The sequence below is a fragment of the Labrenzia sp. THAF191a genome (assembly GCF_009363335.1).
Classification (GTDB): Bacteria; Pseudomonadota; Alphaproteobacteria; order Rhizobiales; family Stappiaceae; genus Roseibium; species Roseibium algicola.
This window is the reverse complement of sequence record NZ_CP045333.1, coordinates 651135-675800: the sequence shown is the minus strand read 5'-3', so window position 1 is coordinate 675800 and position 24666 is coordinate 651135. Positions and strand designations below refer to the sequence as shown.

The window sequence follows — 24666 nt, the reverse complement described above, 5'->3', positions numbered from 1 at the left end:
GAGAGACGGACATGAGACCCAACTTCCGCGTCTGGCCTGTCCTGGTGCTGCTCAGCATCCTGTCGCTGCCACTGGTGCTAATGTATTTCTACCTGGTGGTGGACACATTCACCGACACCACGGCAGGTTCACTCCTGCCGGACAGCTTCACCCTCGAACACTGGAAATTCCTGTTCGAAACACCTGAAACCGGACGGGCAAGCATCTGGCCGGTCACGGCCAACACCTTCCTGTTTGCCGGTTCCACCAGCCTGATCGTGGTGATGGTGTCGCTGACGGCAGGCTACGCTCTGTCCCGATTGAACATGCCGTTCCGCAAGTTCTTCCTTGGCGGCGTCCTGACCCTGCACGCCTTCCCGACGGTGACCCTGATCATCGCCATCTTCCTGATGCTGCAGATGAGCGGCCTCTACAACACGCTGATCGGCGTGATCCTGGTGAAGACGGCTCTGGAGCTGCCGCTCGGCATCTGGATCATGAAGGGCTTTTACGACACCGTGCCCTGGGAAATCGAAATGGCGGGCATCACCGACGGCGCCAGCCGCTTCACCGTGTGGTGGAAACTGGTTCTGCCCCAGGTGCAGCCCGGCATCGCTGCTCTGGCGCTGTTCTCCTTCCTGGAAGCCTGGAAGGAATTCATCCTGCCGCAGGTTCTGGCGCCCAGTGGCGCGTCGCAGGTGCTGGCGACCTATCTCCAGAACATCATCGCGGACGACCGCAAGCCGGACTTCAACCTCTTCAAGTCCATCGGGCTGTTCTACGCCCTTCCGGTCATTTTCATCTACGTGGTTTTCAACCGCAAACTCATGAACATCTACGGCGGAGGCACGAAAGGCTGATGCGTATCGCACTTGAAAACTTCACCAAGAAATTTGGTGAGACCACCGTCATCGACAACATGTCCCTGACGATCGACAGCGGCGAGATGCTGGCCCTGCTCGGGCCTTCCGGCTGCGGCAAATCCACGACGCTGTTTGCCGTGTGCGGCATTCACCGTATGGACGGTGGCCGTCTTCTGTTTGGCGAAAGGGACGTCACGACCGTTCCCTCGCAGCAACGCAACGTCGGCGTCGTATTCCAGAACTATGCGCTCTACCCGCACATGACCGTCCACGAGAATATCGCGTTTCCGCTGAAGGTGCGCCGCGAGAACAAGGCCGATATTGACCGCAAGGTCCAGGAGATCGCCAGTCTCGTCCAGATCGGAGAGTTGATGGCGCGCCGCCCCGTGCAGCTGTCCGGTGGACAGCAGCAGCGCGTGGCCCTGGCACGGGCACTGGTCCGTGAGCCCGACATTCTGTTGCTCGACGAGCCTCTGGCAAACCTCGATGCGAAACTGCGTCTGGAAATGCGCTCGGAGATCCGGCGCATTCAGCAGGAAACCGGCATTACCGCGGTGCTTGTCACACACGATCAGGTCGAAGCCATGTCCATGTGCGACCGGATCGCGATCATGAAGAAGGGCGAGATCGTCCAACTGTCCAGCCCTTCGGAAATGTATGACAACCCTTCGTCGGACTTCGTCGCAGGCTTCCTCGGCAATCCGCCGATCGCGTTTCTCGACGGGGCAACGGAAGAGGGTGGTTTCCGCCTGGCAAACTCGAAGGTCAAACTGCCGATCCCGTCCGGTATTGCGGCGCCCGGTCACGGCGCGCCGATGCGTCTCGGCATTCGTCCGGAGTTCTTTCAGCCGGACCACCCGCTGAAGGTGACCGGCAAGGTCAGCTTCGTCGAGATCCAGGGCCGGGAAGAGCTTTACGACGTTACCCTGGAAAACGGTGCCGTGCTGCGGTCGATCCAGCCACATGGCGGCAATTACAAGCTGGGTGACGAGGTCACCTGGGGCATTGCGGAAGACCGCATTCTTGCCTTTGGTCCGGACGGCGGCAGGCTCTGATGGAAACGGCATTGCAAGTATTCAAGCCGGGCCGCGCCTGGCTCGGCGAACCGAGACCCGTTCCGCTTTCCATCGCCCACCGTGGTGCCAGCGCCTATGCCTTCGACAACACGATGCGGGCATATGAAATCGCCCATGAGCTTGGGGCGGAGATGTGGGAGGTCGATGTCCGGCTGACGGCGGACAGGGTTCCGGTTGCCTTTCACGATGAAGACCTCAAGGCAGTCTGCGGACTTGACCTCAAGGTTGCCGATGTGACCGCCGCCCGGCTGCAGGCTCTGACCGCCGAGTCTGGCCGTGAAGCCCCCCTGTTCTCGCAGATTGCCGGGCTTGCAGCCCGTCTTGGCGCGGGCATCTATCTGGATGCCAAGGAAGGCGAGGCGGCCTCGCTGGCCATCGCGGAGCTTCTGGCCCACCGGATCGAGCGGGTGATCGTTGGTGCAAACACGCCTGACTATGCATCCGAACTGATCGCTGGCGGCTGTCCCTATCCCGTGTCCATCCTGGTCGGGGTGGGCACGGATCCTTTCCCGATTGCCGATCAGTGCGGCGCCGAAATCGTCCATCCCTGCTGGGAGCGCGCGGGGCAACGGCCGGACCGTTTGCTGGATGAAGCTTTCTTTGCCAGGGCAAGAGAGCGCGGACTGCCGGTCGTGACCTGGCATGAAGAGCGTGTCGATGTGGTCGAGGCTCTGGTGAAGATGCCGATCCTCGGTATCTGTTCGGATCAGCCGGAAATGGTCGCAAGGTTCGCCCGTTCTGCCGTCACAAGCCCGGAAATCGTCTGCCATCGGGGAGCCTGCAAGGTGGCTCCGGAAAACACGCTGGCTTCGGCAAAGGCAGCCTGGGCAGCAGGCTTCGACTACGTCGAGATCGATGTCCAGGAAACGGCGGACGGGCAGCTTGTTGTCCATCATGACGCCACGCTGGACCGAACCACCAGTGGCAGTGGTGCAATCACGGAAAAGACCGGCGCCGCGCTGGCATTGCTGGATGCCGGCCGCAAGTTCGATCCCTTTTTCGAAGGAGAAAGCATCCCGCCCCTCTGTGCGGTTCTGGAAACGGCACTGCGAATGGGCGGCAAGCTCTATGTCGAGCTGAAACAGGCGGATCCGCACCATACTGTGTCCAAGGTGCTGGGAATGATGGCGGCCGAGGACGTGTTCTTCTGGGCCCATGATGTCGGGCGACTGCGGGCCATTCACGATGCCTTTCCGCAGGCGAAACTGATGGTGCGGGTGGAGGATTTCGAGTCCCTGGAAACGTGCCTCTCCACCTTCCGTGCCGGGATTGTCGAATTCAATGCGACGAATGCCGGTCCGGCGGCCTTTGAGGCGGTGAGGGCGGCCGGGCGCAAGGCGATGATCGCCTACATGGGCAACGACCCTGCCGAGATCGAACGCCTGTTGGCCTTGAAGCCGGATCTCTTCAACGTGAATGAGCCCTTTCTCGTCGCCCGGATGCTCGGTAAAAGCATATAAACGGAAGAAACATGCCTGACGCTCCTGGTCACAAGAAAACAGTCAATTCCTTCGACGTCGCTCGCCTGGCGGGCGTGTCACGTTCGGCTGTTTCCAGAACCTTCACCGACGGTGCCAGCGTCTCCAAGGAAACCCGGGACAAGGTGATCGCAGCCGCGCGTGAACTCGGTTATCGGGTCAACGTGCTGGCCCGCTCGCTGCACAAGCAGAAGTCCGACCTGGTGGGCGTCGTCGCGGCCGATCTCGACAATCCGTTCCGCTCCGAGCAGATAGACCTTCTGTCCAAGGGGCTGCTGGAATGCGGGTTCAGGCCGATCCTGCTGCGTGGAGAAAAGTCGACGGATGTTGCCGACCTGATCGGGTCCCTGCTGCAATACAGTGTCGCCGGGGTCATCGTCACGTCCGATACCCCGCCGGAAGAGATCTGCATCGAATGTCTTGAAAACGGTGTGCCTCTGGTGGTGGTTAACAAGCGTGACCCGGGAGCACCGGTCGACCGGGTCGTGACCGCCTTCGAGGACGGTGGCCGGAAAGCGTATGAACATCTGATCGCAAGCGGGTGCCGAAAGCTGGCGGTCGTCACCCCGGAACGCTCGTCTTTCTCCATCAACGGCCGCGCGCTCGCATTCGAACAGGCGGCCAATGACGGTGGTGTGCCGGTGATACGGATCGCCTGGGGCGCACAGACCTATGACGGCGGACTGGCGGCCGCGGAATTCGTCCACCGGGTACGCAGCGAGGTCGACGGTGTCTTTTGTACAGCTGACTACCTGGCGCTGGGAGTTCTTGACGGCCTGCGTCACATCCACGGGCTGCGCGTGCCACAGGACATTCAGGTGGTCGGCTACGATGACATTCCCCAAGCCGCGTGGAAGGCTTACGACCTGACCACCTTCTCCCAGAGCCGTCATGACCTTTGTGAGGCGACGCTCGACCTGCTGATGCAACGTCTGGAAAACCCGGACCTCCCGCAGCAGGTCAGGGTATGCGACGTACATCTGGTGCAGAGGGCAACCACCCGGGGACAGGTCGGCGGTTGAGCGAGGCGCTGGTGCAGGGGCACCAATCGAACTGCTGTCCAACAGCATATTGGATTAGCAGCGCCGGTCAGCTGTTGGGCGCCATATCCGGCCTTTCTCCGAAGGGCTGTCCCGTGCCAAGCTCCGAAGAAATCTGGAGCAGATGATGAAAAGCATTCTTGCATCGGTCGATATTGAAACCGGGACGGAAACCGTTTTGTACGAAACGGACCGCCATCTGGAAGCGCCCAACTGGACGCCTGACGGGGCCACACTGATTGTCAACGGTGGTGGCCGGCTCTACCGCTTCCCGCTCGACAATCCGGCGTTGATCGAGATTGACACAGGCTATGCCAAAGCCCTCAACAATGACCACGGGCTGTCACCGGATGGAACGATGCTGGCGGTCAGCGACGGGACAGAGACAGGGGAAAGCTGCATCTACACGCTACCGGTAATAGGCGGTGCGCCACGGCGGATAACTTCGCAGACACCATCCTACTGGCACGGCTGGTCACCGGACGGAGAGACACTTGCCTACGTCGGCAAACGGCCGGAAACCGGCGACACCTTCCAGGTGTTCACGATTGGCCTGAACGGTGGCGCGGAAAAACAGGTCACCCGTGACTTCGACCATTGCGACGGACCGGACTATACGCCTGACGGCAAGTGGATCTGGTTCAACGGTGAAAGATCGGGATCTGTTCAGCTCTGGCGCATCAGGCCGGACGGCAGCGACTTGCAGCAGATGACAAGCGATAAGCGGGTCAACTGGTTTCCGCATCCTTCGCCCGACGGCAGGTTTGTGGCCTATCTTGCCTTTGAGGCTGGCACGACGGGACACCCGGCCAATCGGCCGGTCGAGCTTCGCCTGATGTCCGCCGACGGTGGTACTCCACATATGCTGCGGTCACTCTTCGGCGGCCAGGGAACGCTCAATGTTCCCTCCTGGGCACCGGACAGCAGGCGCTTTGCCTATGTCAAATACGAGCCATGACGGGACAGGTGCGCTAGCGGGAGGCGGGCGGCACAAGCTGTGCATCGGCGGCTGTGGTCAGTCTCCGGACGCCCCACCGCAGCGTAACCGCAAGGCTGGACAGGATGATGAGCCCCAGGCCGGCAAGTTGCAGTGCGCTGATCAGATGGCCGTAGGCAAGAGCATCCACCAGAACCGCACTGGCCGGATAAAGGAACAGCAGCACGGCAATGACCGGCGTCGTCAGTTTCGGCAAGGCCTTGTAGAGTACGACATAAACACCGCCTGTATGAACGAGGCCGATGATCGCCAGCCATCCCCATTGGTCTGCCGATAGGGTCAGTGGACCGGCCGGGCTGAAGGCTGCCAGCATCAAGGTGCCGGTGGCAAACTGAACGGTGGCAAGTTGTGGAGCGGAAATTCCGGTCAGTCCCTTGGCGATGATCGTCACGCCGGCATAAAGAAATGCGGCCGCCAGTGTCGCGGCGAGGCCAAGGAGATAGGACCGGTCTGCCGTCAGTTCCATTCCGCTCAGCCCGGTGGCCAGTGCAAGGCCGACCAGCGCGAGACCGATCCACAGGAGGGTGACGGCCTGTAGCCTTTCCCGAAAGACGAAGGCGCCCAGAACCACCACGAGAAACGGCTGGATGTGGAACGTGATGGTGGCAACGGCAATGCCGGTTCTCTGAATACCTTCGAAGAACAACACCCAATTGCCTGCCATCAGAACGCCGCTCACAACAGCCATGGCCAGGATGCGCGGCGGCAGTCTGGCAAGCCGGGAAAGATCACCCCGATACCAGCAGTAGAGAGCCAGGGCCAGGCCTCCGATCGCGCATCGATAGAAGGCGACGGTAACGGGGTCCGCACCGCTTTCCAGAACACACAGTCCGATTGTACCGAGCAGGGTCTGCGCCGCGATAAGGCCGATCATGCCTTCCATCTGTCTGGTCATGAGACGTGTCCTGACTGGCGGCGATTGCACACCGCAAACTGATACAACATCGACGCATTTCCGCCGTTGGGCTCTTAATTGAGGCCTCTTTCATTGTTTGGTCAAACGATATAATCTGAATATACTTGTTGGAATTTCTGAAGAATAATGCAGCTCGATCACGCTCTTCTGCGAACCTTTCTCGCCTGTGTCGATGCGATGAGCTTCTCTCGCGCGGCAGCGCGCGTGCACAAGTCACCTGCCACCGTGTCCATGCAGATTCAGCGGCTGGAAGACCGCATCGGCAAGCCGTTGTTTGTGCGCGACACGCGCAACCTCGCACTCACGCGCGCTGGCGAGGAACTGGAAGGTTATGCCAGACGGATCCTGCGCCTGCATGATGAGGCGGTGGAAGCCTTTCGCAGGCCCGACATGGAAGGCTCGGTCACGATCGGCGCGCCGGACGATTACATTGCCGCCATGCTGCCGGATGTTTTGCGACGGTTCGCAAGCCTGTTTCCACGTGTGGAGCTGAATGTCGTCTGTGCCCAGTCGACGGCACTGCTGCCGCAGGTCGATGAGGGCAAGATCGACCTGGCGATCGTTACGCGTACGGGCGGCACGGAAGGGCGTCTGATCCGCCGGGAGCCGATGGTCTGGATCAGCTCCCGCGATGGTCAGGCGCTGGAGCGTGACCCGCTCCCCGTAGCTCTGTACGAGCCTGGCAGCCAGGCTCGGTCAGTGACCCTGACGGCGCTGGGCCGCAGCGGCCTGCGATACCGCTCCGCCTATTCCAGCTTCAGCCATTCCGCTCTGGTCACGCTTGTCGAGGCGGGCCTTGCCGTTGCCGCCGTCGTGCAGATGGCGGTTCCCTCAACGGTGGAACGTGTCGACCAGGATCGAGGTCTGCCGTCACTGGAGCCGCTGGACATCATCCTGGTACGCAGCAAACGGGCTGAAACCAGCGCTTGTGAAGCCCTGGCAACAGCCCTCCTGGAAGGGGAGGTGAAAACGAGATGAACGGATGTCCTGAACGCACAGGACAGGTTTTGTTCAATCGTCGTCCTTCAGTCCGTCAAAAGCTGCCAGTGCTTCAGCGCCGTAGATCATGGACGGACCTCCACCCAAATAGACAGAGACGCCGATCACTTCGAGAATCTCGTCCCTGTTCGCGCCGAGGCGTGCTGCGGCACGAGCGTGATAGGCAAGGCAGCCGTCGCAGCGTGCGGTAATGCCGATGGCCAGTGCGATCAGTTCCTTGGTTTTTGCGTCAAGCGCACCGGGAGCAGTCGCGGCTTTCGCCAGGGATCCGAAGCCTTTTGCGACCTCCGGAATGCCTTTGCGGACGGCGGCCATGCGTTCATCGGTTTGTGCAACGAATTCGTTCCAGTCGGAAACAGCCATGCATCATCTCCATGTTGCCGGAAATCACGTCAGGCAGCCTAGGCGCGGACCGCAATGCAGGCGTTGATGTGGCTCAAGCTTTGGCGGGCAGAGGATGACTTTGGCGCCCGGACAGCAAACGCGGCCCGAACCGGGACGAAGCGATGGGCGCGGAGCCGATGCTGGTGACCAGACAGCGCCCATCGTCAATTTCAGCTCATGCGCAGTCTCAGTGAGCCGTCATTTCGTGGACGATCTCGTCTCCGTTCAACGCCGCCGGATAATAGGTCGGCCAGTTGGTCAGTTCCTTGAGGATTTCCTGCCGGTCTTCACCCCAGTAAAGATGATAGTGATCGGACTTCGACGGTGCGATCCTGTGATCGCTGAACTGGATGAAGGCCGGGGCGTTGTCGTCACCTGCGGTTTTCCTGAAGATGAAGCGGACGCCGCGGTTGCCTTTTTTGTAGTTCAGGATTTCGAAGCCGTCGGCAATGTACTGACCTTCGAAGGCGCCGTCTTCAGTCTGGAAAGTCACGCTGTCCGCGCCGATCACGATCCGGTCGACATCGGTGCGATAGCCAGTCTCGTAGTAGGATTTGTACTCTTCAGCCGACTTGCTGCCGTGTTCAGCCTTGTGGGCCATGACAGGATCGAGCGTTCCATCCTGAAGGTATGGATAAACGGATTGCCATTCGCCTTGCCAATCGGTGAGCGGACGCGGCTGGATCTGGCTGTCTTCGAAGTAACCCTTGTAGATCTGCCGCTCGGCATCACTCGAGTGATCGTGTGAATGCTTGTGCGAATGGTCGTGTTTAGCCGAGTTGCCCTTGGCTTCCTGCGCCTGGATGGGAGCGGCCACGAGAAGCGACGCTATGAGCGCACATGCGCCTGCCAGCCTGCCAAACCGTGATTGCATGGATCTGATCCTCTGCTGATTGGGGAAGGGAAAGTATCAAATTGATTCGTAATGTTATTACATTACTAAAATTGCGTAGCGCAATCCACGTGGCCAGGCAATGTCAAAGTTATATTTTCCAGCCAGCCAGCCAGCCGCCCTGCCAGCCAGACAGACAAGCAGCCACGACGCGGAGTGGGAGATAATCAGAAGGGGGAAAGAGCGGGGTGATCTTCTCGGGAAGACGCACCTTCTGAAGGACAGCCGTCCGCAAGAGGGCGTACACGCCTGATTGCGCGTTGTCCGCTTCGTTTGAAAAGTTGCTGTAGACCGCTTCCGGGGATCAGGATCCGGGCAGGGCCTTCTCGATCGCGGCGGTCACGTCCGACGCGGTCGGCGGCACAGGCGTCGGGAACCAGGCAAGGATGCTGCCGTCTGGCCCGACGAGATACTTGTGGAAGTTCCAGTAGGGGCGTGCCGTGGGGCCAAGCTCGCTTGCGGCCCATCGATAAAAAGGATGGGCCTTTTCGCCCTTCACGACCGTCTTGGCGGTCAGTGGAAATTCGGCACCGTACTTGGCTTCGCAGAACTTTGCGATGTCGCCGTCGGCGCGCGGTTCCTGGCCGCCGAAATCGTTGGACGGAACCCCGAGCACAAGCAAGCCGCGGTCCGAATAGATTTCATGCAGCTTCTGCAAGCCGGCCAGTTGCCCGCTGAAGCCACATTCCGTTGCCGTGTTGACGATCAGAATGGCCTTGCCGGCATAATCCTTGAGCGCAATCGGTTCGCCATAGGGCATTTCGAAGGTGAAGGCATGGGCCGACTGAGCTGCTTCGCTTTGGGCCTCGAGGTCCTTGGCTTGAGCAACGGCACAAAGGCACGTTGCCGCCAGACACCAGACGAAAGAAAGAAGCCGGTACATTTCAACACCCTCACGCTTTGGCAATGGTACGCGCCGGGGCTGGCAACAGATCACCGCGTGTGTGCCGCAGTACCTGAATGCCGGTTGCCTTCCGTCAGGCCGTTACCCGCCGCGGTACCCGGAACTCGACCGGCTGCCGAAACCGCCACGAGAAGCGACGGAAGTCCTTGTCTGGACTTTCGCCGGCTTGGGCGGCGTCTTCACCGCATCGTCATAGGTACGCCAGCTGCCGCCGCCATAACTGCCGACGTAATAGCCGCCGGATGTGTAGTAGCGTTTGCTGCCGCGTTCCGGATAGACCGGCCGGACGTTGCTCTGGATCAGTTGGTTGGTAACGGCACCGGTCAGTGCCCCTGCCAGGAAATAACCTGCCGGAAACGGCGTGTAATAGGAAGATCCGTCGGTGGCACTGTCGTAGGCGCAAACGTTGTTGCCGTGTTGCTCGTTACACAGGTTGACGGTGTCATAGCGTGGTCCGGAGGCCTTGTGGATTGTCTTGCCGGCGGTAATTGCCTCGACACAAACCTCGTCCGGGACGTAGCTGTCGGCGACACATTCCGCCTCGGTCGTGTAGACCCGGCCATCCAGCGTCGGTTCGTCCGAGCAGCCTGCAATGGTCACGGTCGTCGTTGCCATGACCACCAGCTTGATCGACTTGGAGCGTTTCATGAATTTTCTCCCGACCTTCAAACGGTCTGATGAAATGCTTTGCGTGATACGGTTCGGGGCATCAGCGCAGGGCGGCCCGTACCGCCTCGGTCAGTAGGTGATGCAGGCGGCGTTCAGCAGGCCGACCGTCAGCGAAATAGCGGCGAGATTGGTGCTGATTGCCATTTCACCACCCTTGATCCGGTCCGTGACCTTCGGGAAGAACCGGCGGAAGACCTGGTAGACCACAAGCTGTGCGGCACAGGCGATGATGCCCCAGATGATGAAGTCGATGATGCTCACGGAATTCGCCGCGGCGCTGGCCAGCGGCAACGAAAAGCCGAGGAAGGCGGCGCTGAAGACCACCGAAGCGGCAACGTTGTTTTCCTTGATCAACGCCATTTCGTCATGCGGGGTCATGACGGTATAGATTTTCATGAAAATCAGCAGCATGACGATGGCTGTAATGAAATAGGCAATAAAAGGAACGATGCCTGAAAGGGACGCCTGAAGGTCTGCCATATTGGTCTCCACTATTCAGTTCAGACAGAAAAATTGTGCCGCTCAAGCGGGAAGCCTAGCATGAACGCGACGCTGCGTTCCGCATTTTCCGGCTCTTCCATGTTGACGAGCAGCATTTCGTCCCGGCCGTCCTGCAAGGGGCGGGCAAAAAGCATGGCAGTCTGGAAGATCTTGCGCCTTCCGCGGCCTTCGCGGTCGTCGCAGACTTCCTCCCAGTAGGTCATCGGATCTTCCGGCGCAGTCGACGTATCGAACCAGGCCCGCTCGAAACGGTAGTCGCGATCTTCGCCCGGCAGTGAAAAGCTCGTCTGGCGGATCGCGGATTTCACCCGGTTCCACTCGGTGTCGCCGGTCGGGTACTGCACGTCATAGAAGTACCACAGCATGATCTCGTCGACCCGCTCGTCGTTCTTGCCGTCGCCGCCCTGAAACTGGATCAGGAAGCGGTCGTCGTCCGGATAGAAACGATGCATGTGCGATTGTTCGCCAAGGTCGCAATGCCCCTGGGCGGTGATCATCAGCGTGGTGTCGGGATGTTCGATCAGACTGTCGGCAGGCAGCAGGCGAAGCGCGATCGGATCGAAGGAAATGCCTCTGCCGATGGTCAGACCGAGAACTTCCGGCGGCTGCCAGCCTTTGTCCTTCTTGTTAAACAGTGATCCGAACATCAGCCCCCCCCAGACCGGCCGTGATCTCGCCCGCCGCGAGACGTTTGTTGGCGAGATAATAGATCGAGCCGCCTGTCTTCAATGTCTTGGGGAAAGGTCTGAACAGGAAACCCGGATCGTCCGGCTGGGAAACCGCAATCAGCGTACCTTCGGCGCCTGAAAGGGCCTGTTCCAGTTTGTCGGTTTCGGTGCCGCCACCGCTTTGGACGATGGCTGAATAAATGGTCGCGCCGAGGCCCGCCGTGGACAGCGCCATCAGGATCTGACCCGCACCGGGGTCCTGCGCCGCGCGTACCAGTGCTTCGCAGGCGTTCGACACCACCGGTTCGATTTGCGCAAGGTTGCCCGCGCGCCGGGCGGTGTCACGGTCCTCGAAATAGGCCGCAATGTGAACGGTCTCGTTCAGTTCGCGAATGGCAAGGCAGGTGTTGAAGGTTTCCGCATCGGAGCCGGCGTAGACCAGCACTTTCTGCGCGCCTGGAATGGCCGCACGGCGCAGCGACTGCAGGGCGTCCATGCGTTCGGCCCGGATCAGCCGCACGCCCTCCGGCACTTCCACGTTCTTGGAGTCCGCAAGCAGAATGATCTTGTCGTCTCCGTCCTGGCCGGCAACCAGGTTCTCCACCATCAAAGGTGTCTTGTCCCGGTGATAGCCGACAATCACCGTGGCGTTCTGCACGCGCTCATAGTTTCCGTTGCCGTCAGCCATACGCCTCACTCCTTCCACAAGGACACCCGTCAACCTGCCCAGGACGGCCGAGAAAATCAGCAGCGCGCCCGGAAAGAACCAGAAGGCGGCCACCATCCGGCCTGCTTCCGTCGACGGTGACAGGTCGCCGTAACCGACCGTCGAGGCGGTTGTCGCGGCAAAATAGATGAAGGTCAGCGGATTGCCCGTCAGGCCTGTTTCACCAGCCAGGAAAAACAGGATCCACGAGATCACCATATAGGCGCATATCAGCGTCGCAAGCAGCCAGAGCTTGAGCTCGAGGACGTGCTGGTAGAGCCGAGAAATGATGAGTTGCAGGATTGGCACCGCTGAAATTTGCCCCCTGTTTCGGTCGCCGGCTACTCTGACCAGAGCCTGCCCTATTGTCAATTCGGCATAGCTTTCCGAATAATCGCTTGAAACGGCTAGACGGGGCTTCTACTTGTTCGAGGCCGGATCCCGGCACCGGATTTGAAATGGAGGGCTTTGGATGAGTACGCGGCAATCTCCCTGGACACTTGCGGAGCTGAAGGAAGCTCTGGAGCAATCGGATTCCTTCGCGGCAGGTGAAATCAGCTGCACGGTCAGTTCCGATCAGCCCGGCGTGCTGGAAGTCCAGCTTCACTCGGCCGGTGAAATCACCCTGTTCATGGTTGTCGGCGAAACCCAGATCCTGACGTCCACGGTTCTGTGGCCTTGCGATGCCCAGGAAGACCCGGCCTCCTTCGAGGCGATGATGCTGCGCAATCACAAGAAGCTGCTGCCGCTCTGCGCCCTGTCCATCGATATGATCGACGGACGCGAATATTACGAGCTCTTCGGCGCCATGTCCGTGCGCTCGACACTCGATTCGGTCGAGACGGAATTGCGCACAATCGCCAACAGCGCTCTGGAGCTGGCCGCCGACGTCGGTCCCAAGGCCGCTGCCTGATCCCGCCGCCAATTTGAAGAAGGACATTTGAAAATGAGTGTTTGGGGCAAATTGATTACGGCGTTCAAGGGCCACGCCCACAATGCCGCGGAATCCGTTCAGGATGCCAACCTGATGACGATCCTGGAACAGGAAATCCGCGAAGCAAAACAGGCGATCGGTGCAGCCAAGGACGAAAAGGCGCGCATGGCGGCCAATCGCAAGCTGAAGGAAAAATCCGTCGCCGAACTGATGAGCGAAATCGAGCGGCGCACGGAAGCAGCCCGCAATGCCAAGGCACAGGGCGACGAGCCGCTGGCCATCGAGATCATCGAGAGCGTGCTGAAACTGCGCGACAAGGCGGAAGCCGACCAGGCTCTGTTCGATCAGTACAAGTCCACCGAAGAACGCATGGACAGCACCATTCGTCAGTCGATGAACAAGATCGAGACCCTGCAGCGCAAGATGGAAAGCGCAAAGGCCAACGAAGCGTTGATCAAGGCGCAGAAGGCGGCCTCCACCAACACCACGGCTTCCGACGGCCGGCTGGCCAGCGCGGTCGACAGCCTCGCACGCCTGGAACAGCGCCAGGCGGAACAGCAGGCCATGCTGGAAGCGGCTGAGGAAGACGCTCGCCTGGAAAGCGGCGCCGATCTGGAAGCCAAGATCAAGGCCCTGGAGAATCCGGCCCGCAACGACGTGCAGGCTCTTCTAACGAAGCTCTGACGTCCCGCCTGCACCATGAAGCGGATCGCAGTTCCTGAAAGACCGGGGTGGAAGGAAGAAGCCGAGCGCCTCGGCTTCGGTTTTCACACCATGTACGGTGCACCGTACTGGGACGAGAGCCACGCCTATCAGTTTACTCTGCGCGAGATCGAGGACGACCTGGAGGATCCCTCGCAGGAGCTCTACGGCATGTGCCTCGATCTGGTTGATCGGGCTGTCCGTGACGACAGTCTCATGGACAAGATGGCGATCCCGGAAAAATACCGCTCCTGGATCCGCAATTCCTGGGAACAGCAGCAGCCCTCGCTTTATGGCCGCTTCGATTTCTTCTACGACGGCAGCGGGCCTGCGAAGCTCCTCGAATTCAATGCCGACACGCCAACGGCGCTTTACGAAACCGGCTTCTTTCAGTGGATCTGGCTGGAGCAGCAGATGGCGGCTGGCGTTCTACCGACCGACAGCGATCAGTTCAACTCCGTTCAGGATCGCCTGATCGAGCGGTTCGCTGCCATGTTCGCGCCCGGCTATCACATCCACTTCGCCTCATCGAAGGATCACGACGAAGACCGTGCAACCGTTCGCTATCTGGAAGACTGCGCGCGGCAGGCGGGGCTGATACCGCATTTTGTTGCTGTGGAAGAGATCGGGCTCGATGGCGAGGGCCGGTTTGCCGACGCCGACAGTTTCGTGATCGACGCCCTGTTCAAGCTGTATCCCTACGAAGACATGCTGCGCGAGGATTACGGCCCCTATCTGCCAGACGCGCCGATACAGTTGCTTGAGCCGCCCTGGAAGGCTGTTCTGTCGAACAAGGCGATCCTGCCGCTCCTCTGGCAAATGTTTCCGGACCATCCGAACCTGCTACCGTCCTATTTCGAGGGAGAGGCGGATGAGGCATTCCTGAAGCGCCCGCATGTGCGCAAACCTTTCTTCAGCCGGGAGGGCGCCAACATCACGGTGCGCGGTCTCGGATCCGAAGAACTCAGCACACCCGGCGGTTATGGCGCGGAAGGTCACATCCTGCAGGCCTATGCGGAACCGCCGAAATTCGGCGACGACTACGTCATGATCGGTTCATGGATCATTGGCGGCCAGGCATCGGGCATCTGCCTGCGCGAGGACAAGGCACCTGTGACGCAAGACCTGTCGCGGTTTGTGCCGCATGTCATTCTGGAAAGCTGATTGCCGAAAACGCGCTGGTTGACGGGGTATGGTTGGATGTGAAACCGATCCGGCGGCCGGGCGCGACCGTTTTTTATGGGTCGTTCTTGTTTTCGTGCGCCTCACGGCCGCCGGTCGGTTCACAGGCAGGCTGTGTCAGCCCGCCTTGAAGTGAAACTCGGTATCAGGCCCGACCGGCTGCAACCGATTTCGGCGGTGCCATGCCGTCATCCTGTTCCTGTCCGAAAAACGTTCCACCAAGCTGTCCGCCGGCGTTGGACTTGTCAGCGACCCGCTTGATCTTCTCTGCCTCCTGTTCGGCTTCCTTGCGAAGCTTCGGGCTGAGGTCGTTCATGGAAAGGTCCATCTGGTCCTCCTGTATTTGTTATGGGTCCATGAAATAAACGGAGCGCACACAGGATGGTTCCTTGTCCGACCCGGTGAGGGGGACGGCGGAGCGGATTTCGGAGTGGACAGAAACTCTGTAAATCGCGAAAAAGCGGGCTGTCTGGACGGTTCGTGTTCCAGGCAAATTTTTTGCATAAAATTTACGTCGCGGGATGGTAAGACGCAGCTCCTCAAGAAGCTGCGTCTCTTGGCAAAAGGCCGATTACAACGGGTGGAACGCTCCGTTCCAGTAAACCAGAGCACCAGATGACTGGCTTTGCCGGATTGCACGCACCTTGCCGATGACAATCGAATGGGTCGCCCGGTCGATCATCTCCTCGACCTCGCAATCGAAAGCGGCCGGAGCATCTTCCAGGAGAAGAGCCCCGGTTTCCGCCGTGCGCCATGTGGCTCCGGCATAACGTTCCGCTCCCTTGACGCCGCCGAACCCCGAAAAGTTTTCGGCAACCTTGCGGTGCTCGGGCCCAAGCGAAGACCAGCCGAATTTCGGATATTTCTTCAGCAAGGGCCAACTGGAGGAAGCCTTGTTGACGCAGGCAAGCACCAGCGGTGGATCGGCGCTGAGAGACATTGCCGATGTGACGAGGAGGCCTGAAATGTCCTCTCCCTCACCGACCGTGATGACGGAACAATTGCCCACCAACGCCCGCATGGCGTTGGTGAAGTCCCTCGATGGTAAGGGATCCATCACCGGATACCGGCTTCCGCAAGCAGCGGCAGAACATTGTCACGGAAATACGGGAACTCCTCGACATAGTCGACAAAGGAGAGCGTCGTTCCGGCAAAGCCAGTTTCGTGCAGTTTCAGGATGCCGTCGGCCACCTGCCGCGGAGTTCCAACCAGCGGGAAGCCGCCGTGGCCCATGGCGAACAGGTTCTTGATCTGGGCCAGCAGGTCGTGCGGAAACGACTGCGCATGCGCGAACTGCAGATTGACCAGATTGTCCACCGCTTCCCAGTCTGCCAGATCGCCCATCAGCCGGTCTCGGAGGGCGGTCGCCTCTTCCTCAGTTTCCCGGCAAATGACGTGGCTGAAGGTCAGAACACCCACATCGCGCCCCTTCTCCGCCGCCTGCGCCTTCAGTTCCTTGATCTCGTCGACGGACCGGTTGAGATCGATGGCCGGCGTGAACAGGTAGTCGGCATTGTCGGTGGCAAAGGTCCGTCCGGTTGCCGAACCTGCCGCGTTCAGGATCGGTGGCCGACCGCCGACGGGCTTGGGGTCGCCGGCAACGTGCTTCAGGTTGAAGTACTTGCCCTCCCAGTCGAAATACTCCTTCGAGGTCCAGAGCTTTTCGACCACATCGAACCATTCCTGGGCGTAGCCGTAGCGGGTTTCGTGATCGTCGGGCAGGGTCAGGCCCAGGGCTTCGTATTCCGGCTTGTTCCAGCCCGCGACAATGTTCAGGCCCGCGCGGCCGTTGCCCACCTGATCCATCGTGGCAATCTGCTTGGCGACGACCACCGGATTGTTTGCAGCTGTATGCACTGTGGCGAACACAGTGATGTTTTTCGTCGAGGCCAGCAGCGCGGTTGCCCAGGTGACCGTTTCCAGCACGCTGCCGTGAAAGTCCGTCTCGCCTCCGTAACCGATCCAGCGGGCAATCGGCAGCATGAAGTCGATGCCGGCATCGTCCAGCATCTGGCCGAGTTTCAGGTTGTTTTCCCAGCTATTGACCCATCTGGACGGCGATTTGGTGACCGTCATTCCGGACGAGCAATTGGACGAAAACGTCCCGAGTTTGAAGCCGTTCTTGTCTTTCATCATGTTGGTAGGCATGGATCCCCTCCATTTAGGATAGATTTTCAATTGTATTTTTTATTTAAAACTATGTGCAAAAACACCCTTACGTCAAACTGAATCGCAGCTATATTCGATCTGAAAAAACGAAGAGGGACCGATGACCGGCAAGTCGGACGATCAGAAGCTCAACTATCATTGGCACCTTTCGGAGAACGATGCGGAGGTCGTCTGCACCGAGCTGGAATTCGCGTTGATGCGCTGTTTCGAGGCGTTCGGGCGATGGCAGACAGAATGCCTGGCATCTGTCAGCGACGTCGGGGCGACCGGCCCGGAAAACGCACTGCTGCATATCGTGCGCATGAACGACCGGGCCAAAAGCATCAAGGAACTGGCCCGGCTTACCAACCGCGACGACATTCCGAACATCCAGTATTCGATGCGAAAACTCGTGGCGGCGGGGTTGATTGAAAAGCAGGGCTCGGGCCGCACGGGCGTGACCTATCAGGCGACACCGGAAGGCAAGAAGATCACCGATGATTACAGCGCTGTGCGCAAACGGCTGCTGATTGAGCAGATCTCAAGTCTGCCTGAATTTGACAAGCGCCTGAAAGAGGCAGGGCAAAGCCTCAATATCCTGGCGGGCATATACGAAGAGATTTCCCGCATCGCCGCGACCTACCGCCGGTAACGGCAATCCTCGCGCGACGACAGGTAGCGTTCGTTTGTCAGCCGCTTTTACTGCATGCCTGCAACGCCCGCACCAGGTCTTCGGCGAACATCGTTGCTGCCAGGCTGTGGCTGGGTTTGTCGCGCTGAACCAGCGACAGCACGTTCTTGCCGAAGGTCTGCTCGCGAATGGGCACGAATGTCAGTGACCCATTGCGCTGCTCCTCGGCAATGTCGAACCGGCTCAGAAACGCAATGCCGTCACCGGATCCGGCCAGACATTTCATGGCCTCTATGGAATTGGCGAGGTAGGCAGGTTCCACTTCCAGGCCTGCGGCGACAAAGGCATCCGCAACAATCCCGTGAATGAGCATCGAGCGGTCTGCGAAGATCAGCGGATAGGGCTGGCACGCGGTCAATGAAATGCTGTCCTGACGGGCCAGGGGGTGCTCGGGCGAGAGCACGGCTCCCAATCGCGTGTTCATCGTCCAAAGCGTTTCAAGTTGCGCCATCTGCGGCAGGTTGAAGGCAAGTCCGATGTCTGCCTGACCGTCCAGCACGGCGTTGGCGATGTCATGGGCAAACATCACCCGGACTGTGATCTTGAGGCGTGGGTGACGGGCGCCGAGGCTTGCGGCTGTTTTGGGAACGATACCCCCGGCAAGGCCGCTCATGGTCGCAATGATAACCTCGCCGCTCTGCAAGGCCTTCATGCCGCGAATGTCCGCCTCGACCTGGCTGTATTCGCGGATCGTCTTTCGCACATGCGCAACCAGCACCTCTCCGGCCGGTGTCAGCCGAAGGCCTCGTGGCAGGCGTTCGAACAAAGGTTCGCCGATGTCTTCCTCGAGTTGCAGGATGTGCTTGTTGATGGCGGACGGGGCAACGTTCAGCCGGTCGCCGGCGGCACGGATCGAACCACGACGGGCGACCTCGTCGATATACCGCAAGACCCGCGAATGCAGCATCAATACTCCTTTTTGCGTTCTCGAAAAGTGCACGCTCTGCGCAGAAAATACTGCTTTTCGGAAGCGGTTCAATCCTTTTTTATCTTCCTCGGCACTGGCGCAGGCCCCATCGCGGACCGCCATCGGAATGCCAATCATGATGAGGAGGAACGACTTGAACGCTTCGGAAGCAGCGCATTATGACAAGGTGCGTGCGATATTTGATATTCTGGAAGGCCGGCGCGAGGCCGATCTTCTTCTGAAGAACCTCAACATCCTCGATGTGCATGGCGAGACCGTCTACCAGGGCTCCATTCTCGTCTATGACAAGCGCATCGTCGCACTCAATCCGGACGAGGAGGTGCTGAAGGTCCGGGAGGTGTTTGACGGCCAGGGTCTTTATGCAATTCCCGGCCTCATCGATGCCCACATCCATTTCGAATCCCAGCTGGCACATCCCGTTGCCCTTGGTGAGGCAATGGTTCCTTGCGGCACCACGACGATTTTTTCCGAATGTCTCGACCTGCTGAGCGCGGCCGGTGCGGAAGGTGTCGAGGCGGCGGAGAACCTTTTCCGAGACCACGACAAGTTGCCTTACCGCCTGTTCGCCTTCGCGCCAGGCAAGAAGACGGATGCGCGTGTCACCGAAGCGGTTCTGAAAATGGACCCCGTCATCGGCCTCGGTGAGTTCGAACATTTCACCTACAGCTCCGGCAACGAGGACGATTTCCGCAAGGCTGCCTGGGTGCGTGCTCGTGGTGGTTTCATGAACGGCCACTGGGGTGTGACCGCTCTTTCCGACATGATCCTGAACTATCTTCCGGCCATCGGAGTGTCGAACAACCACGATGTCTGGAACGAACAGGATATCCAAAAAAGCATCCGCTACGGCTTTCCGACCCATATCAAGTTCGGTGTCGGCAGCGCCGAGGTCATCAAGGTGCTTCTGCGCGCCATCGTCGACCGGAAATGGCCGACGGACAATTTCATGCTGTGTACCGACAACATCTCTGTGGAGCGTCTGCTGCACCAGGGCCACATGGACTGGATCATCTCGCTGTGTGCGGAGATGGGTATCAACCCGATCCATGCAATCAAGATGGCGACGCTCAACACCGCGCGTTCCTTTCATATGGAAGATCGCATCGGTTCTCTTGCTCCGGGGCGGTTTGCCGACATCGTTCTGACACCGAGCCTGTCAGCCATCGAACCACTTTACGTTTTCAAGGACGGCGTGCTGGTGGCCGAGCGAGGCAAGTTGCTGACCAACGCGGACAATGACTATTCGCTCATGTGCAAGAAAGGCGTTCCGGGCCTGGACGACCTGACGGCGGATCAACTCGACATCGAACCGCTGGAAGTGTCCGAAGATGGCACCAAAGCCAAGGTCTATCTGTTCGACGTTTACGGCCGGGGTCACGCGAAATTCTACCGCGAGGTCTGGGTGCCGTTGAAAGACGGCAAGGTTGTTTCGGAGCTGGATGGCGAGAAACTTAGCCGGCTTTCGGTTGTGCAGCGCTACGCCAACGGCGAGCGGCACATCGTCAACGGCCTGTTCACTGGCGTTCACTTGGAAAGAGGCGCGGTTGCGACCTTCTGGCCGGCACCGAAGCCCTATTTCGTCGCTGTCGGCCAGGACAGCGACGAAATGTGTGGCTGCCTCAAACGGGTCGATGCCCATGCAGGGGCCTGCATCGTTACGGAGAATGGTGCGGAAAAGGCTGCAATGCCGCTCGAGATCTATGGCGTTATGGCGAACATGAGCGTTGCTGAATTGACGGCTGCAGCCGGTGCAATCGATGCCGCGCTGGAGGATCTTGGCAACCGCAACGAAGGTGAGCCGGTGGTGAACAAGCTGCTGAGCCTGTTCATCTCGCTGCACCGCTTCCGCTTCATGGCCTGAAGCTTCACGACGAAGACGACCCGGCAGGCGAAAATGTCTGCCGGCAAGGGGAGGGCATGGACCAGAGACGTTGGGAAGCGGCTTTACATCCATGCAGAACACATGCGACAGCGCGGTTGGCTGCAAGGCCGGGTAAGGCCAGGCCCCGCGCGACACTTCTGGAGGAAAGCATGGCGCATAACGCAGCCGAAGCGGAGATCATCGATACCGGTAGCCTTGTCCGGCGCTGGATCATGTACATAGCCGGAATCTACATTCTGACCTTCGGGGTGAGCCTGGCAATTCGGGCGGGCATCGGGATCTCACCTCAGAGCAGCCTGACACGCACGATGACCTTGGTGTTTCCACCACTCAGCCAGGGCACCTACAACTTCATTCTCGAACTGGTCATGCTTTTCCTGACGTTTCTGGTGTTGCCAAAGGAATTCAAGCTCAGGAACTTCGCCTCGCTCATTCCTGCCTTCGTGTTGGCTGTGTGCCTGGACCTCAATCTAAAGCTGACCGGCTTCATTCAGCTTGATGACTATGCCCTGAAGGTCGCTCTGCTGGCGTTCGGCGATGCCGCTCTTGCCTTCGGACTGTTTCTGATGATCCGCGCCAATCTGGTGCTTATGCCGGTCGATATGTTCGTCAACACGATCTTCCAGCGCACTGGATGGAAGTGGGGCAACATCAAAACCGCTTTCGACCTGACATTGCTGCTGACCTCCGCGCTCGTCGGGTTGGCGTTCCTGGGGGAAGTCAAGTTCATCCGCGAGGGAACGATCCTCAACGCGATCTTCGTTGGACAGTACATCCGGCTCTATTTTTTCCTGTACAAGAGGATGAAACCGAAGGATGAGGCCTCCGCCGCAGCTTGAGCCGTACCCAGATGATGACATTCGTGCAGGTGGCTTTCGGGTCGCCTGTTGCGTTGCGGCTCTGGTAAGCGGGAGGAACTGTGTTATGAGCGGGCCAAACGGCCTGGCCGAGACGGGCCACACCTTCAGCGCGGGTTAATTTTCAAAATGTTGTCAGGGGTTTGTATCGGCGCTAACGATCTTTCGGCTGCCGGTCGGTTTTACGACGAAGTGCTTGCGACAATTGGCATGAAGCGGGTTTTTTCCGAACCCCGCGAGCTTGGCTATGCTGGTGCCGATGGCCGTATATCGTTGTTTGTCCTGTTGCCGTTTGACGGGCGGGCAGCCACATGGGGCAATGGTACGCAGGTCATGTTCTATGCGCCGGATGCCGAGGCCGTCAGGGCGTTTCATGCTGCCGCACTGCGGTGTGGCGGACGTGATGAAGGCGCACCCGGCCCTCGTTCCTATCACCCGGACTATTTCGGCGCTTATGTGCGTGATCTCGACGGTAACAAGCTGAATGTCTCCGTCAGCCTGGAAAACGGCACCACCGCCTGAACACGCAGTGTTGATGATCGGGCAAAGGAGTTGTCTTGATCGGGCCGGCCATTTTGGGTGCAAGAGGCGCTGGCCCGATTCAGGAGACGTCAGCCCATGCCCAACCCGCTTCAGCCGGAAATCGACTTTGTACGCCTGCCGGACATCCCGCTGGAAGAGCTGGTCGCGCATATGTCCGAGCCGCGTGTCGGAACGCATATGCCGCTTCTGACCTTCTCATGGGATCTCGAGATGGCTGCGAAGTTCGTCGCGGCAAAGGAAGCCTGCTGGCAGCGCGACGGGCTTGGACACTGGGCCTTTCTGGCAGACGGCCGCTATGTCGGCTGGGGTGGTTTTCAGAAAGAAGGCGAGGAGTGGGATTTCGGGCTGGTGCTGCACCCGGCAGCCTTTGGCCTCGGCATGCCGATCACCAGAAAGGCGCTGGCCTTTGCTAACGAAGACCAACGCATTCCATTCGTCACCTTCCTGCTGCCGCCGTCCCGACGGAACCTCGGTGCACTGCGGCGGTTGGGGGCTCGTTTCATTGGCGAGACCGATTATGACGGCACGCGTTTCCTGAAATACCGGCTGGAAACATCAGGCCCCGTTGGTGCGGTCAGCCGGACAGCTTGACCGTCTCCACATTGACGTGACTTGCCTTTCCGGCGAACCAGCCGTTGATGGCGGCGCCAAGGCCAAGCGCCACGAACAGCACCGCACTCCAGGCAAAGCTGCCGGTCCAGCTTCGGATGAGGCCGACGATCAGCGGTCCGATGGCGGCAAGCGTATAGCCGACGCATTGGGCCATGCCCGAAAGCTGTGCAGCGGAATGGGAATCCTGTGTCCGCAACACGATGACCGTGAGCGCCACCGCAATCAGTCCGCCCTGGCCGATGCCCTGCAGCACCGCCCAGATCCAGACGGTGGACAGCGGCGCGAATTGCAGGCCGAGCAGGGCTATAACCGCTATGGCGCAGAGTGCGACATTGATCAGCCGTTGGTCCTTGCCGCGAACGGCAAGATGCGGCGCTATCAGGCAGGCGGCAGCCTGCACCATCACCGACACCGACACGATTGCCCCGGCGGTGACGCCGTCCAGCCCGCGGGCGCGAAGGATCGGTACCAGCCAGCCGAAGACGCAATAGGCAAGTGCGGATTGCAGACCCATGAACAGGGTCACGTGCCAGGCCAGCCTGTCACCCCACATGCCCTTCACCACATAAGTCGGACCCTTGGGGCGCTTGCGCGTCGCCATGACCTGAGGAAACCACAGGACGGCCACCACGAGAGCCGGCACGGCCCAGATCGCAAGTGCACCCTCGATAGAACCACCCAGGGCCGCTTCAAACGGAATGGTCAACCCTGCACCGGCGGCAGCGCCCGCGCAAAGTGCCATGGTATACCACCCGGTCACCAGTGCGGCCTTGTCGGGGAAATCGCGCTTGACGAGCCCGGGCAGCAGTACGTTGCCAACCGCGATACAGGCACCCGCCAACGCCGTGCCAAGAAACAGCAACGGCACGGAGGACGTTCCTCGTGCCGCGGTTCCAATGGCCAGCAAAACCACCACTGCAAGCAATGTGCGTTCCGTGCCGATGCGGCGGGCAAGGCGTGGAGCCAGCGGCGAGAACAGGCCGAGACACACAACGGGCAGTGTCGTCAGAAGGCTTGCGCCCGTTGGCGACAGTCCAAAATTTTCGCGGATTTCCAGGAGCAGCGCCGACGCGCTGGAAAAGACCGGGCGAAGGTTGAAGGCGATCAGTACCAGGCTTGCGCCCAGCAGAAACCGCACCAGTCCGCTCTGCGTCGCCGGCTGGGATTGCTCAGCGGAAACGTCAATGTCTTCGGCATCGATCAGTTCGATCGAGCCGGGATCGATTTCAGATGCCTGTGTCATGAGCCGAGCAGTCGCTCCAGGTCTCTCAGGACCGGGGCCATGAACCGGCGGACAGCGGCCTCGGCCAGTTCCGGGTCGCCTGTCTCGATGGCATCGACGATGGCCGCGTGGGCCGCCATGTCGGGTTCCTGCAGGTCTTTTCCAAGCGTAGCCTCGATGGTTTCGCCGATCAGACTGGAGAAGAATTCGTACATGTTGACCAGAACGGAGTTTTGCGAGGCCGCGACAACAGCCCGGTGAAAGGCAAGGTCGCGCTCCACGAAACCGGCCTTGTCGTGACCATCGTAGTTTCCGCGCTCCGTGAGCAAGCGGCGCAGCTCCGAAATCACCTCTGGTGTCTGGCGGTGTGCGGCCAGCCTGGCGGCCTCCGCATCCAGCGCCAGTCTGGCCTCGAACTGGTCGCGCAGGGTTGCGCGACGCGCCATGGTCAATGGCCCGATGGCATCGACGACCGACAGAACATAGGTGCCCGAGCCCTGCCGGGTTTCCAGGTAGCCTTGCGAAACAAGCACGCGCACGGCTTCGCGCACAGTGCCACGGCTGATGGAAAGCTGCGCCGAGAGCTGGGCCTCGTTGGGTAGCTTTTCCCCCACGGACCAGCGATTGCCCACGATTTCCGCCCGGATCGCCTCGGCTGCGCTGTCTACCAGGCTCGTTTTTGCCAGAGATTGCATTTGAAGTCACCAAATCATCAGATGACTTGATCATAGGGGTGATGACGCGGCTTGTCCATCGACGAAATCGCGTGAGGGAAAGACGCCTTTTCAGGTGTTGTCCCTGTCGAACAGTTCATGTGCGGAGTCTCGGGGTTGTCGGGGGCATCAGTCGCCTCGCACAGGGCGCATCGCCTTGATTGCATCTTGCTGGCCGAG

The 24666-nt window shown here is 59.8% G+C and carries 28 protein-coding genes; 14 read left to right on the top strand and 14 right to left on the bottom strand.

The features are described from left to right. Positions 1-11: 11 nt before the first annotated feature. The 5 genes from FIV05_RS03160 to FIV05_RS03140 all read left to right on the top strand — a co-directional run bounded on the left by FIV05_RS03160 (position 12) and on the right by FIV05_RS03140 (position 5394). A complete protein-coding gene (locus FIV05_RS03160; protein WP_022998937.1) occupies positions 12-839 on the top strand; it encodes a carbohydrate ABC transporter permease in 828 nt (275 codons plus the stop codon). Next, entirely contained in the window at positions 839-1897 is a 1059-nt protein-coding gene (locus FIV05_RS03155; RefSeq protein ID WP_077290967.1) for an ABC transporter ATP-binding protein, read from the top strand. Before FIV05_RS03160 ends, FIV05_RS03155 begins: the two co-directional genes overlap by 1 nt. Then, the gene (locus tag FIV05_RS03150) at positions 1897-3378 is read left to right on the top strand and encodes a glycerophosphodiester phosphodiesterase family protein (protein WP_152508646.1); all 1482 of its coding nucleotides are present in this window, start codon (positions 1897-1899) and stop codon (positions 3376-3378) included. Before FIV05_RS03155 ends, FIV05_RS03150 begins: the two co-directional genes overlap by 1 nt. Positions 3379-3389: 11 nt before the next feature. Beyond that, entirely contained in the window at positions 3390-4418 is a 1029-nt protein-coding gene (locus FIV05_RS03145; protein WP_152508645.1) for a LacI family DNA-binding transcriptional regulator, read from the top strand. A gap of 145 nt (positions 4419-4563) precedes the next feature. Further along, positions 4564-5394 carry a TolB family protein gene (locus tag FIV05_RS03140; RefSeq protein ID WP_152508644.1) on the top strand — a complete coding sequence of 277 codons (831 nt, stop codon included), beginning with the start codon at positions 4564-4566 and terminating at the stop codon, positions 5392-5394. Between the two features lie 13 nt (positions 5395-5407). On the opposite strand, the gene FIV05_RS03135 is transcribed toward FIV05_RS03140, so the two are convergent. Further along, positions 5408-6328, bottom strand: a complete 921-nt coding sequence (locus FIV05_RS03135; RefSeq protein WP_152508643.1) for a DMT family transporter — start codon at positions 6326-6328, stop codon at positions 5408-5410. 147 nt (positions 6329-6475) lie between these two features. Between FIV05_RS03135 and FIV05_RS03130 the strand changes: the two genes are divergently transcribed. Further along, positions 6476-7327 carry a LysR substrate-binding domain-containing protein gene (locus FIV05_RS03130; RefSeq protein ID WP_152508642.1) on the top strand — a complete coding sequence of 284 codons (852 nt, stop codon included), beginning with the start codon at positions 6476-6478 and terminating at the stop codon, positions 7325-7327. A 33-nt stretch (positions 7328-7360) separates the two neighbouring features. Here the strand turns inward: FIV05_RS03130 and FIV05_RS03125 are convergent, their stop codons facing one another. From FIV05_RS03125 to FIV05_RS03095, 7 genes are all read right to left on the bottom strand, one after another. Further along, a complete protein-coding gene (locus tag FIV05_RS03125; protein WP_152508641.1) occupies positions 7361-7711 on the bottom strand; it encodes a carboxymuconolactone decarboxylase family protein in 351 nt (116 codons plus the stop codon). Positions 7712-7919: 208 nt separating this feature from the next. Then, positions 7920-8606, bottom strand: coding sequence for a metal-binding protein ZinT (locus tag FIV05_RS03120; protein WP_152508640.1), 687 nt, complete (start codon positions 8604-8606; stop codon positions 7920-7922). Positions 8607-8928: 322 nt separating this feature from the next. Then, positions 8929-9507, bottom strand: coding sequence for a glutathione peroxidase (locus FIV05_RS03115; RefSeq protein WP_152508639.1), 579 nt, complete (start codon positions 9505-9507; stop codon positions 8929-8931). A gap of 102 nt (positions 9508-9609) precedes the next feature. Beyond that, positions 9610-10176: a DUF1190 domain-containing protein gene (locus tag FIV05_RS03110; protein ID WP_152508638.1), complete on the bottom strand. Its 567-nt coding sequence runs from the start codon at positions 10174-10176 to the stop codon at positions 9610-9612. Positions 10177-10266: 90 nt separating this feature from the next. Beyond that, positions 10267-10677: a DUF350 domain-containing protein gene (locus FIV05_RS03105; protein ID WP_022998926.1), complete on the bottom strand. Its 411-nt coding sequence runs from the start codon at positions 10675-10677 to the stop codon at positions 10267-10269. A 20-nt stretch (positions 10678-10697) separates the two neighbouring features. Continuing rightward, a complete protein-coding gene (locus tag FIV05_RS03100; protein ID WP_055657279.1) occupies positions 10698-11345 on the bottom strand; it encodes a DUF2491 family protein in 648 nt (215 codons plus the stop codon). Further along, the gene (locus tag FIV05_RS03095; RefSeq protein ID WP_152508637.1) at positions 11326-12381 is read right to left on the bottom strand and encodes an ion channel; all 1056 of its coding nucleotides are present in this window, start codon (positions 12379-12381) and stop codon (positions 11326-11328) included. Before FIV05_RS03095 ends, FIV05_RS03100 begins: the two co-directional genes overlap by 20 nt. A 163-nt stretch (positions 12382-12544) precedes the next feature. On the opposite strand from FIV05_RS03095, the gene FIV05_RS03090 reads away from it, so the two are divergent. Genes FIV05_RS03090 through FIV05_RS03080 form a run of 3 tightly spaced genes read left to right on the top strand, consistent with a single transcriptional unit; the run spans position 12545 to position 14872 of the window. Next, a complete protein-coding gene (locus FIV05_RS03090) occupies positions 12545-12985 on the top strand; it encodes a DUF2170 family protein (protein ID WP_055657282.1) in 441 nt (146 codons plus the stop codon). A 33-nt stretch (positions 12986-13018) separates the two neighbouring features. Beyond that, on the top strand, positions 13019-13690 hold the full coding sequence (locus FIV05_RS03085; protein ID WP_152508636.1) for a PspA/IM30 family protein: 672 nt from the start codon (positions 13019-13021) through the stop codon (positions 13688-13690). 15 nt (positions 13691-13705) lie between these two features. Continuing rightward, positions 13706-14872: a glutathionylspermidine synthase family protein gene (locus FIV05_RS03080; RefSeq protein ID WP_152508635.1), complete on the top strand. Its 1167-nt coding sequence runs from the start codon at positions 13706-13708 to the stop codon at positions 14870-14872. A 163-nt stretch (positions 14873-15035) separates the two neighbouring features. Here FIV05_RS03080 and FIV05_RS03075 read toward each other — a convergent pair whose 3' ends face one another. The 3 genes from FIV05_RS03075 to FIV05_RS03065 form a co-directional block, all read right to left on the bottom strand. Next, on the bottom strand, positions 15036-15218 hold the full coding sequence (locus FIV05_RS03075) for a hypothetical protein (protein ID WP_062490723.1): 183 nt from the start codon (positions 15216-15218) through the stop codon (positions 15036-15038). 243 nt (positions 15219-15461) lie between these two features. Beyond that, positions 15462-15947 carry a flavin reductase family protein gene (locus FIV05_RS03070; RefSeq protein WP_152511801.1) on the bottom strand — a complete coding sequence of 162 codons (486 nt, stop codon included), beginning with the start codon at positions 15945-15947 and terminating at the stop codon, positions 15462-15464. Further along, a complete protein-coding gene (locus FIV05_RS03065) occupies positions 15947-17038 on the bottom strand; it encodes an LLM class flavin-dependent oxidoreductase (protein WP_209009845.1) in 1092 nt (363 codons plus the stop codon). Before FIV05_RS03065 ends, FIV05_RS03070 begins: the two co-directional genes overlap by 1 nt. Before the next feature lie 121 nt (positions 17039-17159). On the opposite strand from FIV05_RS03065, the gene FIV05_RS03060 reads away from it, so the two are divergent. After that, positions 17160-17690: a winged helix DNA-binding protein gene (locus tag FIV05_RS03060; RefSeq protein WP_152508634.1), complete on the top strand. Its 531-nt coding sequence runs from the start codon at positions 17160-17162 to the stop codon at positions 17688-17690. A 37-nt stretch (positions 17691-17727) separates the two neighbouring features. Here the strand turns inward: FIV05_RS03060 and FIV05_RS03055 are convergent, their stop codons facing one another. Further along, on the bottom strand, positions 17728-18636 hold the full coding sequence (locus FIV05_RS03055; RefSeq protein ID WP_152508633.1) for a LysR family transcriptional regulator: 909 nt from the start codon (positions 18634-18636) through the stop codon (positions 17728-17730). A 154-nt stretch (positions 18637-18790) separates the two neighbouring features. On the opposite strand from FIV05_RS03055, the gene FIV05_RS03050 reads away from it, so the two are divergent. The 4 genes from FIV05_RS03050 to FIV05_RS03035 all read left to right on the top strand — a co-directional run bounded on the left by FIV05_RS03050 (position 18791) and on the right by FIV05_RS03035 (position 22530). Further along, positions 18791-20518: an adenine deaminase C-terminal domain-containing protein gene (locus tag FIV05_RS03050; protein WP_209009844.1), complete on the top strand. Its 1728-nt coding sequence runs from the start codon at positions 18791-18793 to the stop codon at positions 20516-20518. 170 nt (positions 20519-20688) lie between these two features. After that, complete coding sequence (locus FIV05_RS03045; protein ID WP_152508631.1) at positions 20689-21378, top strand: DUF6198 family protein; 690 nt, start codon at positions 20689-20691, stop codon at positions 21376-21378. 147 nt (positions 21379-21525) lie between these two features. Continuing rightward, positions 21526-21918, top strand: coding sequence for a VOC family protein (locus tag FIV05_RS03040; protein ID WP_152508630.1), 393 nt, complete (start codon positions 21526-21528; stop codon positions 21916-21918). A gap of 96 nt (positions 21919-22014) precedes the next feature. Then, positions 22015-22530: a GNAT family N-acetyltransferase gene (locus FIV05_RS03035; RefSeq protein WP_152508629.1), complete on the top strand. Its 516-nt coding sequence runs from the start codon at positions 22015-22017 to the stop codon at positions 22528-22530. Here FIV05_RS03035 and FIV05_RS03030 read toward each other — a convergent pair. Next, entirely contained in the window at positions 22514-23794 is a 1281-nt protein-coding gene (locus FIV05_RS03030) for an MFS transporter (RefSeq protein WP_077290955.1), read from the bottom strand. The genes FIV05_RS03035 and FIV05_RS03030 overlap by 17 nt on opposite strands. Continuing rightward, complete coding sequence (locus FIV05_RS03025; protein WP_022998913.1) at positions 23791-24468, bottom strand: FadR/GntR family transcriptional regulator; 678 nt, start codon at positions 24466-24468, stop codon at positions 23791-23793. Before FIV05_RS03025 ends, FIV05_RS03030 begins: the two co-directional genes overlap by 4 nt. Between the last annotated feature and the right edge of the window lie 198 nt (positions 24469-24666).

What these genes read in the sequence shown, in the direction of transcription:
- FIV05_RS03160 (WP_022998937.1), top strand. Translation starts at nt 12, where the DNA reads ATGAGACCCAACTTCCGCGTCTGGCCTGTCCTGGTGCTGCTCAGCATC.
- FIV05_RS03155 (WP_077290967.1), top strand. Translation starts at nt 839, where the DNA reads ATGCGTATCGCACTTGAAAACTTCACCAAGAAATTTGGTGAGACCACC.
- FIV05_RS03150 (WP_152508646.1), top strand. Translation starts at nt 1,897, where the DNA reads ATGGAAACGGCATTGCAAGTATTCAAGCCGGGCCGCGCCTGGCTCGGC.
- FIV05_RS03145 (WP_152508645.1), top strand. Translation starts at nt 3,390, where the DNA reads ATGCCTGACGCTCCTGGTCACAAGAAAACAGTCAATTCCTTCGACGTC.
- FIV05_RS03140 (WP_152508644.1), top strand. Translation starts at nt 4,564, where the DNA reads ATGAAAAGCATTCTTGCATCGGTCGATATTGAAACCGGGACGGAAACC.
- FIV05_RS03135 (WP_152508643.1), bottom strand. Translation starts at nt 6,328, where the DNA reads ATGACCAGACAGATGGAAGGCATGATCGGCCTTATCGCGGCGCAGACC.
- FIV05_RS03130 (WP_152508642.1), top strand. Translation starts at nt 6,476, where the DNA reads ATGCAGCTCGATCACGCTCTTCTGCGAACCTTTCTCGCCTGTGTCGAT.
- FIV05_RS03125 (WP_152508641.1), bottom strand. Translation starts at nt 7,711, where the DNA reads ATGGCTGTTTCCGACTGGAACGAATTCGTTGCACAAACCGATGAACGC.
- FIV05_RS03120 (WP_152508640.1), bottom strand. Translation starts at nt 8,606, where the DNA reads ATGCAATCACGGTTTGGCAGGCTGGCAGGCGCATGTGCGCTCATAGCG.
- FIV05_RS03115 (WP_152508639.1), bottom strand. Translation starts at nt 9,507, where the DNA reads ATGTACCGGCTTCTTTCTTTCGTCTGGTGTCTGGCGGCAACGTGCCTT.
- FIV05_RS03110 (WP_152508638.1), bottom strand. Translation starts at nt 10,176, where the DNA reads ATGAAACGCTCCAAGTCGATCAAGCTGGTGGTCATGGCAACGACGACC.
- FIV05_RS03105 (WP_022998926.1), bottom strand. Translation starts at nt 10,677, where the DNA reads ATGGCAGACCTTCAGGCGTCCCTTTCAGGCATCGTTCCTTTTATTGCC.
- FIV05_RS03100 (WP_055657279.1), bottom strand. Translation starts at nt 11,345, where the DNA reads ATGTTCGGATCACTGTTTAACAAGAAGGACAAAGGCTGGCAGCCGCCG.
- FIV05_RS03090 (WP_055657282.1), top strand. Translation starts at nt 12,545, where the DNA reads ATGAGTACGCGGCAATCTCCCTGGACACTTGCGGAGCTGAAGGAAGCT.
- FIV05_RS03085 (WP_152508636.1), top strand. Translation starts at nt 13,019, where the DNA reads ATGAGTGTTTGGGGCAAATTGATTACGGCGTTCAAGGGCCACGCCCAC.
- FIV05_RS03080 (WP_152508635.1), top strand. Translation starts at nt 13,706, where the DNA reads ATGAAGCGGATCGCAGTTCCTGAAAGACCGGGGTGGAAGGAAGAAGCC.
- FIV05_RS03075 (WP_062490723.1), bottom strand. Translation starts at nt 15,218, where the DNA reads ATGGACCTTTCCATGAACGACCTCAGCCCGAAGCTTCGCAAGGAAGCC.
- FIV05_RS03070 (WP_152511801.1), bottom strand. Translation starts at nt 15,947, where the DNA reads ATGGATCCCTTACCATCGAGGGACTTCACCAACGCCATGCGGGCGTTG.
- FIV05_RS03065 (WP_209009845.1), bottom strand. Translation starts at nt 17,038, where the DNA reads ATGCCTACCAACATGATGAAAGACAAGAACGGCTTCAAACTCGGGACG.
- FIV05_RS03060 (WP_152508634.1), top strand. Translation starts at nt 17,160, where the DNA reads ATGACCGGCAAGTCGGACGATCAGAAGCTCAACTATCATTGGCACCTT.
- FIV05_RS03055 (WP_152508633.1), bottom strand. Translation starts at nt 18,636, where the DNA reads ATGCTGCATTCGCGGGTCTTGCGGTATATCGACGAGGTCGCCCGTCGT.
- FIV05_RS03045 (WP_152508631.1), top strand. Translation starts at nt 20,689, where the DNA reads ATGGCGCATAACGCAGCCGAAGCGGAGATCATCGATACCGGTAGCCTT.
- FIV05_RS03040 (WP_152508630.1), top strand. Translation starts at nt 21,526, where the DNA reads ATGTTGTCAGGGGTTTGTATCGGCGCTAACGATCTTTCGGCTGCCGGT.
- FIV05_RS03035 (WP_152508629.1), top strand. Translation starts at nt 22,015, where the DNA reads ATGCCCAACCCGCTTCAGCCGGAAATCGACTTTGTACGCCTGCCGGAC.
- FIV05_RS03030 (WP_077290955.1), bottom strand. Translation starts at nt 23,794, where the DNA reads ATGACACAGGCATCTGAAATCGATCCCGGCTCGATCGAACTGATCGAT.
- FIV05_RS03025 (WP_022998913.1), bottom strand. Translation starts at nt 24,468, where the DNA reads ATGCAATCTCTGGCAAAAACGAGCCTGGTAGACAGCGCAGCCGAGGCG.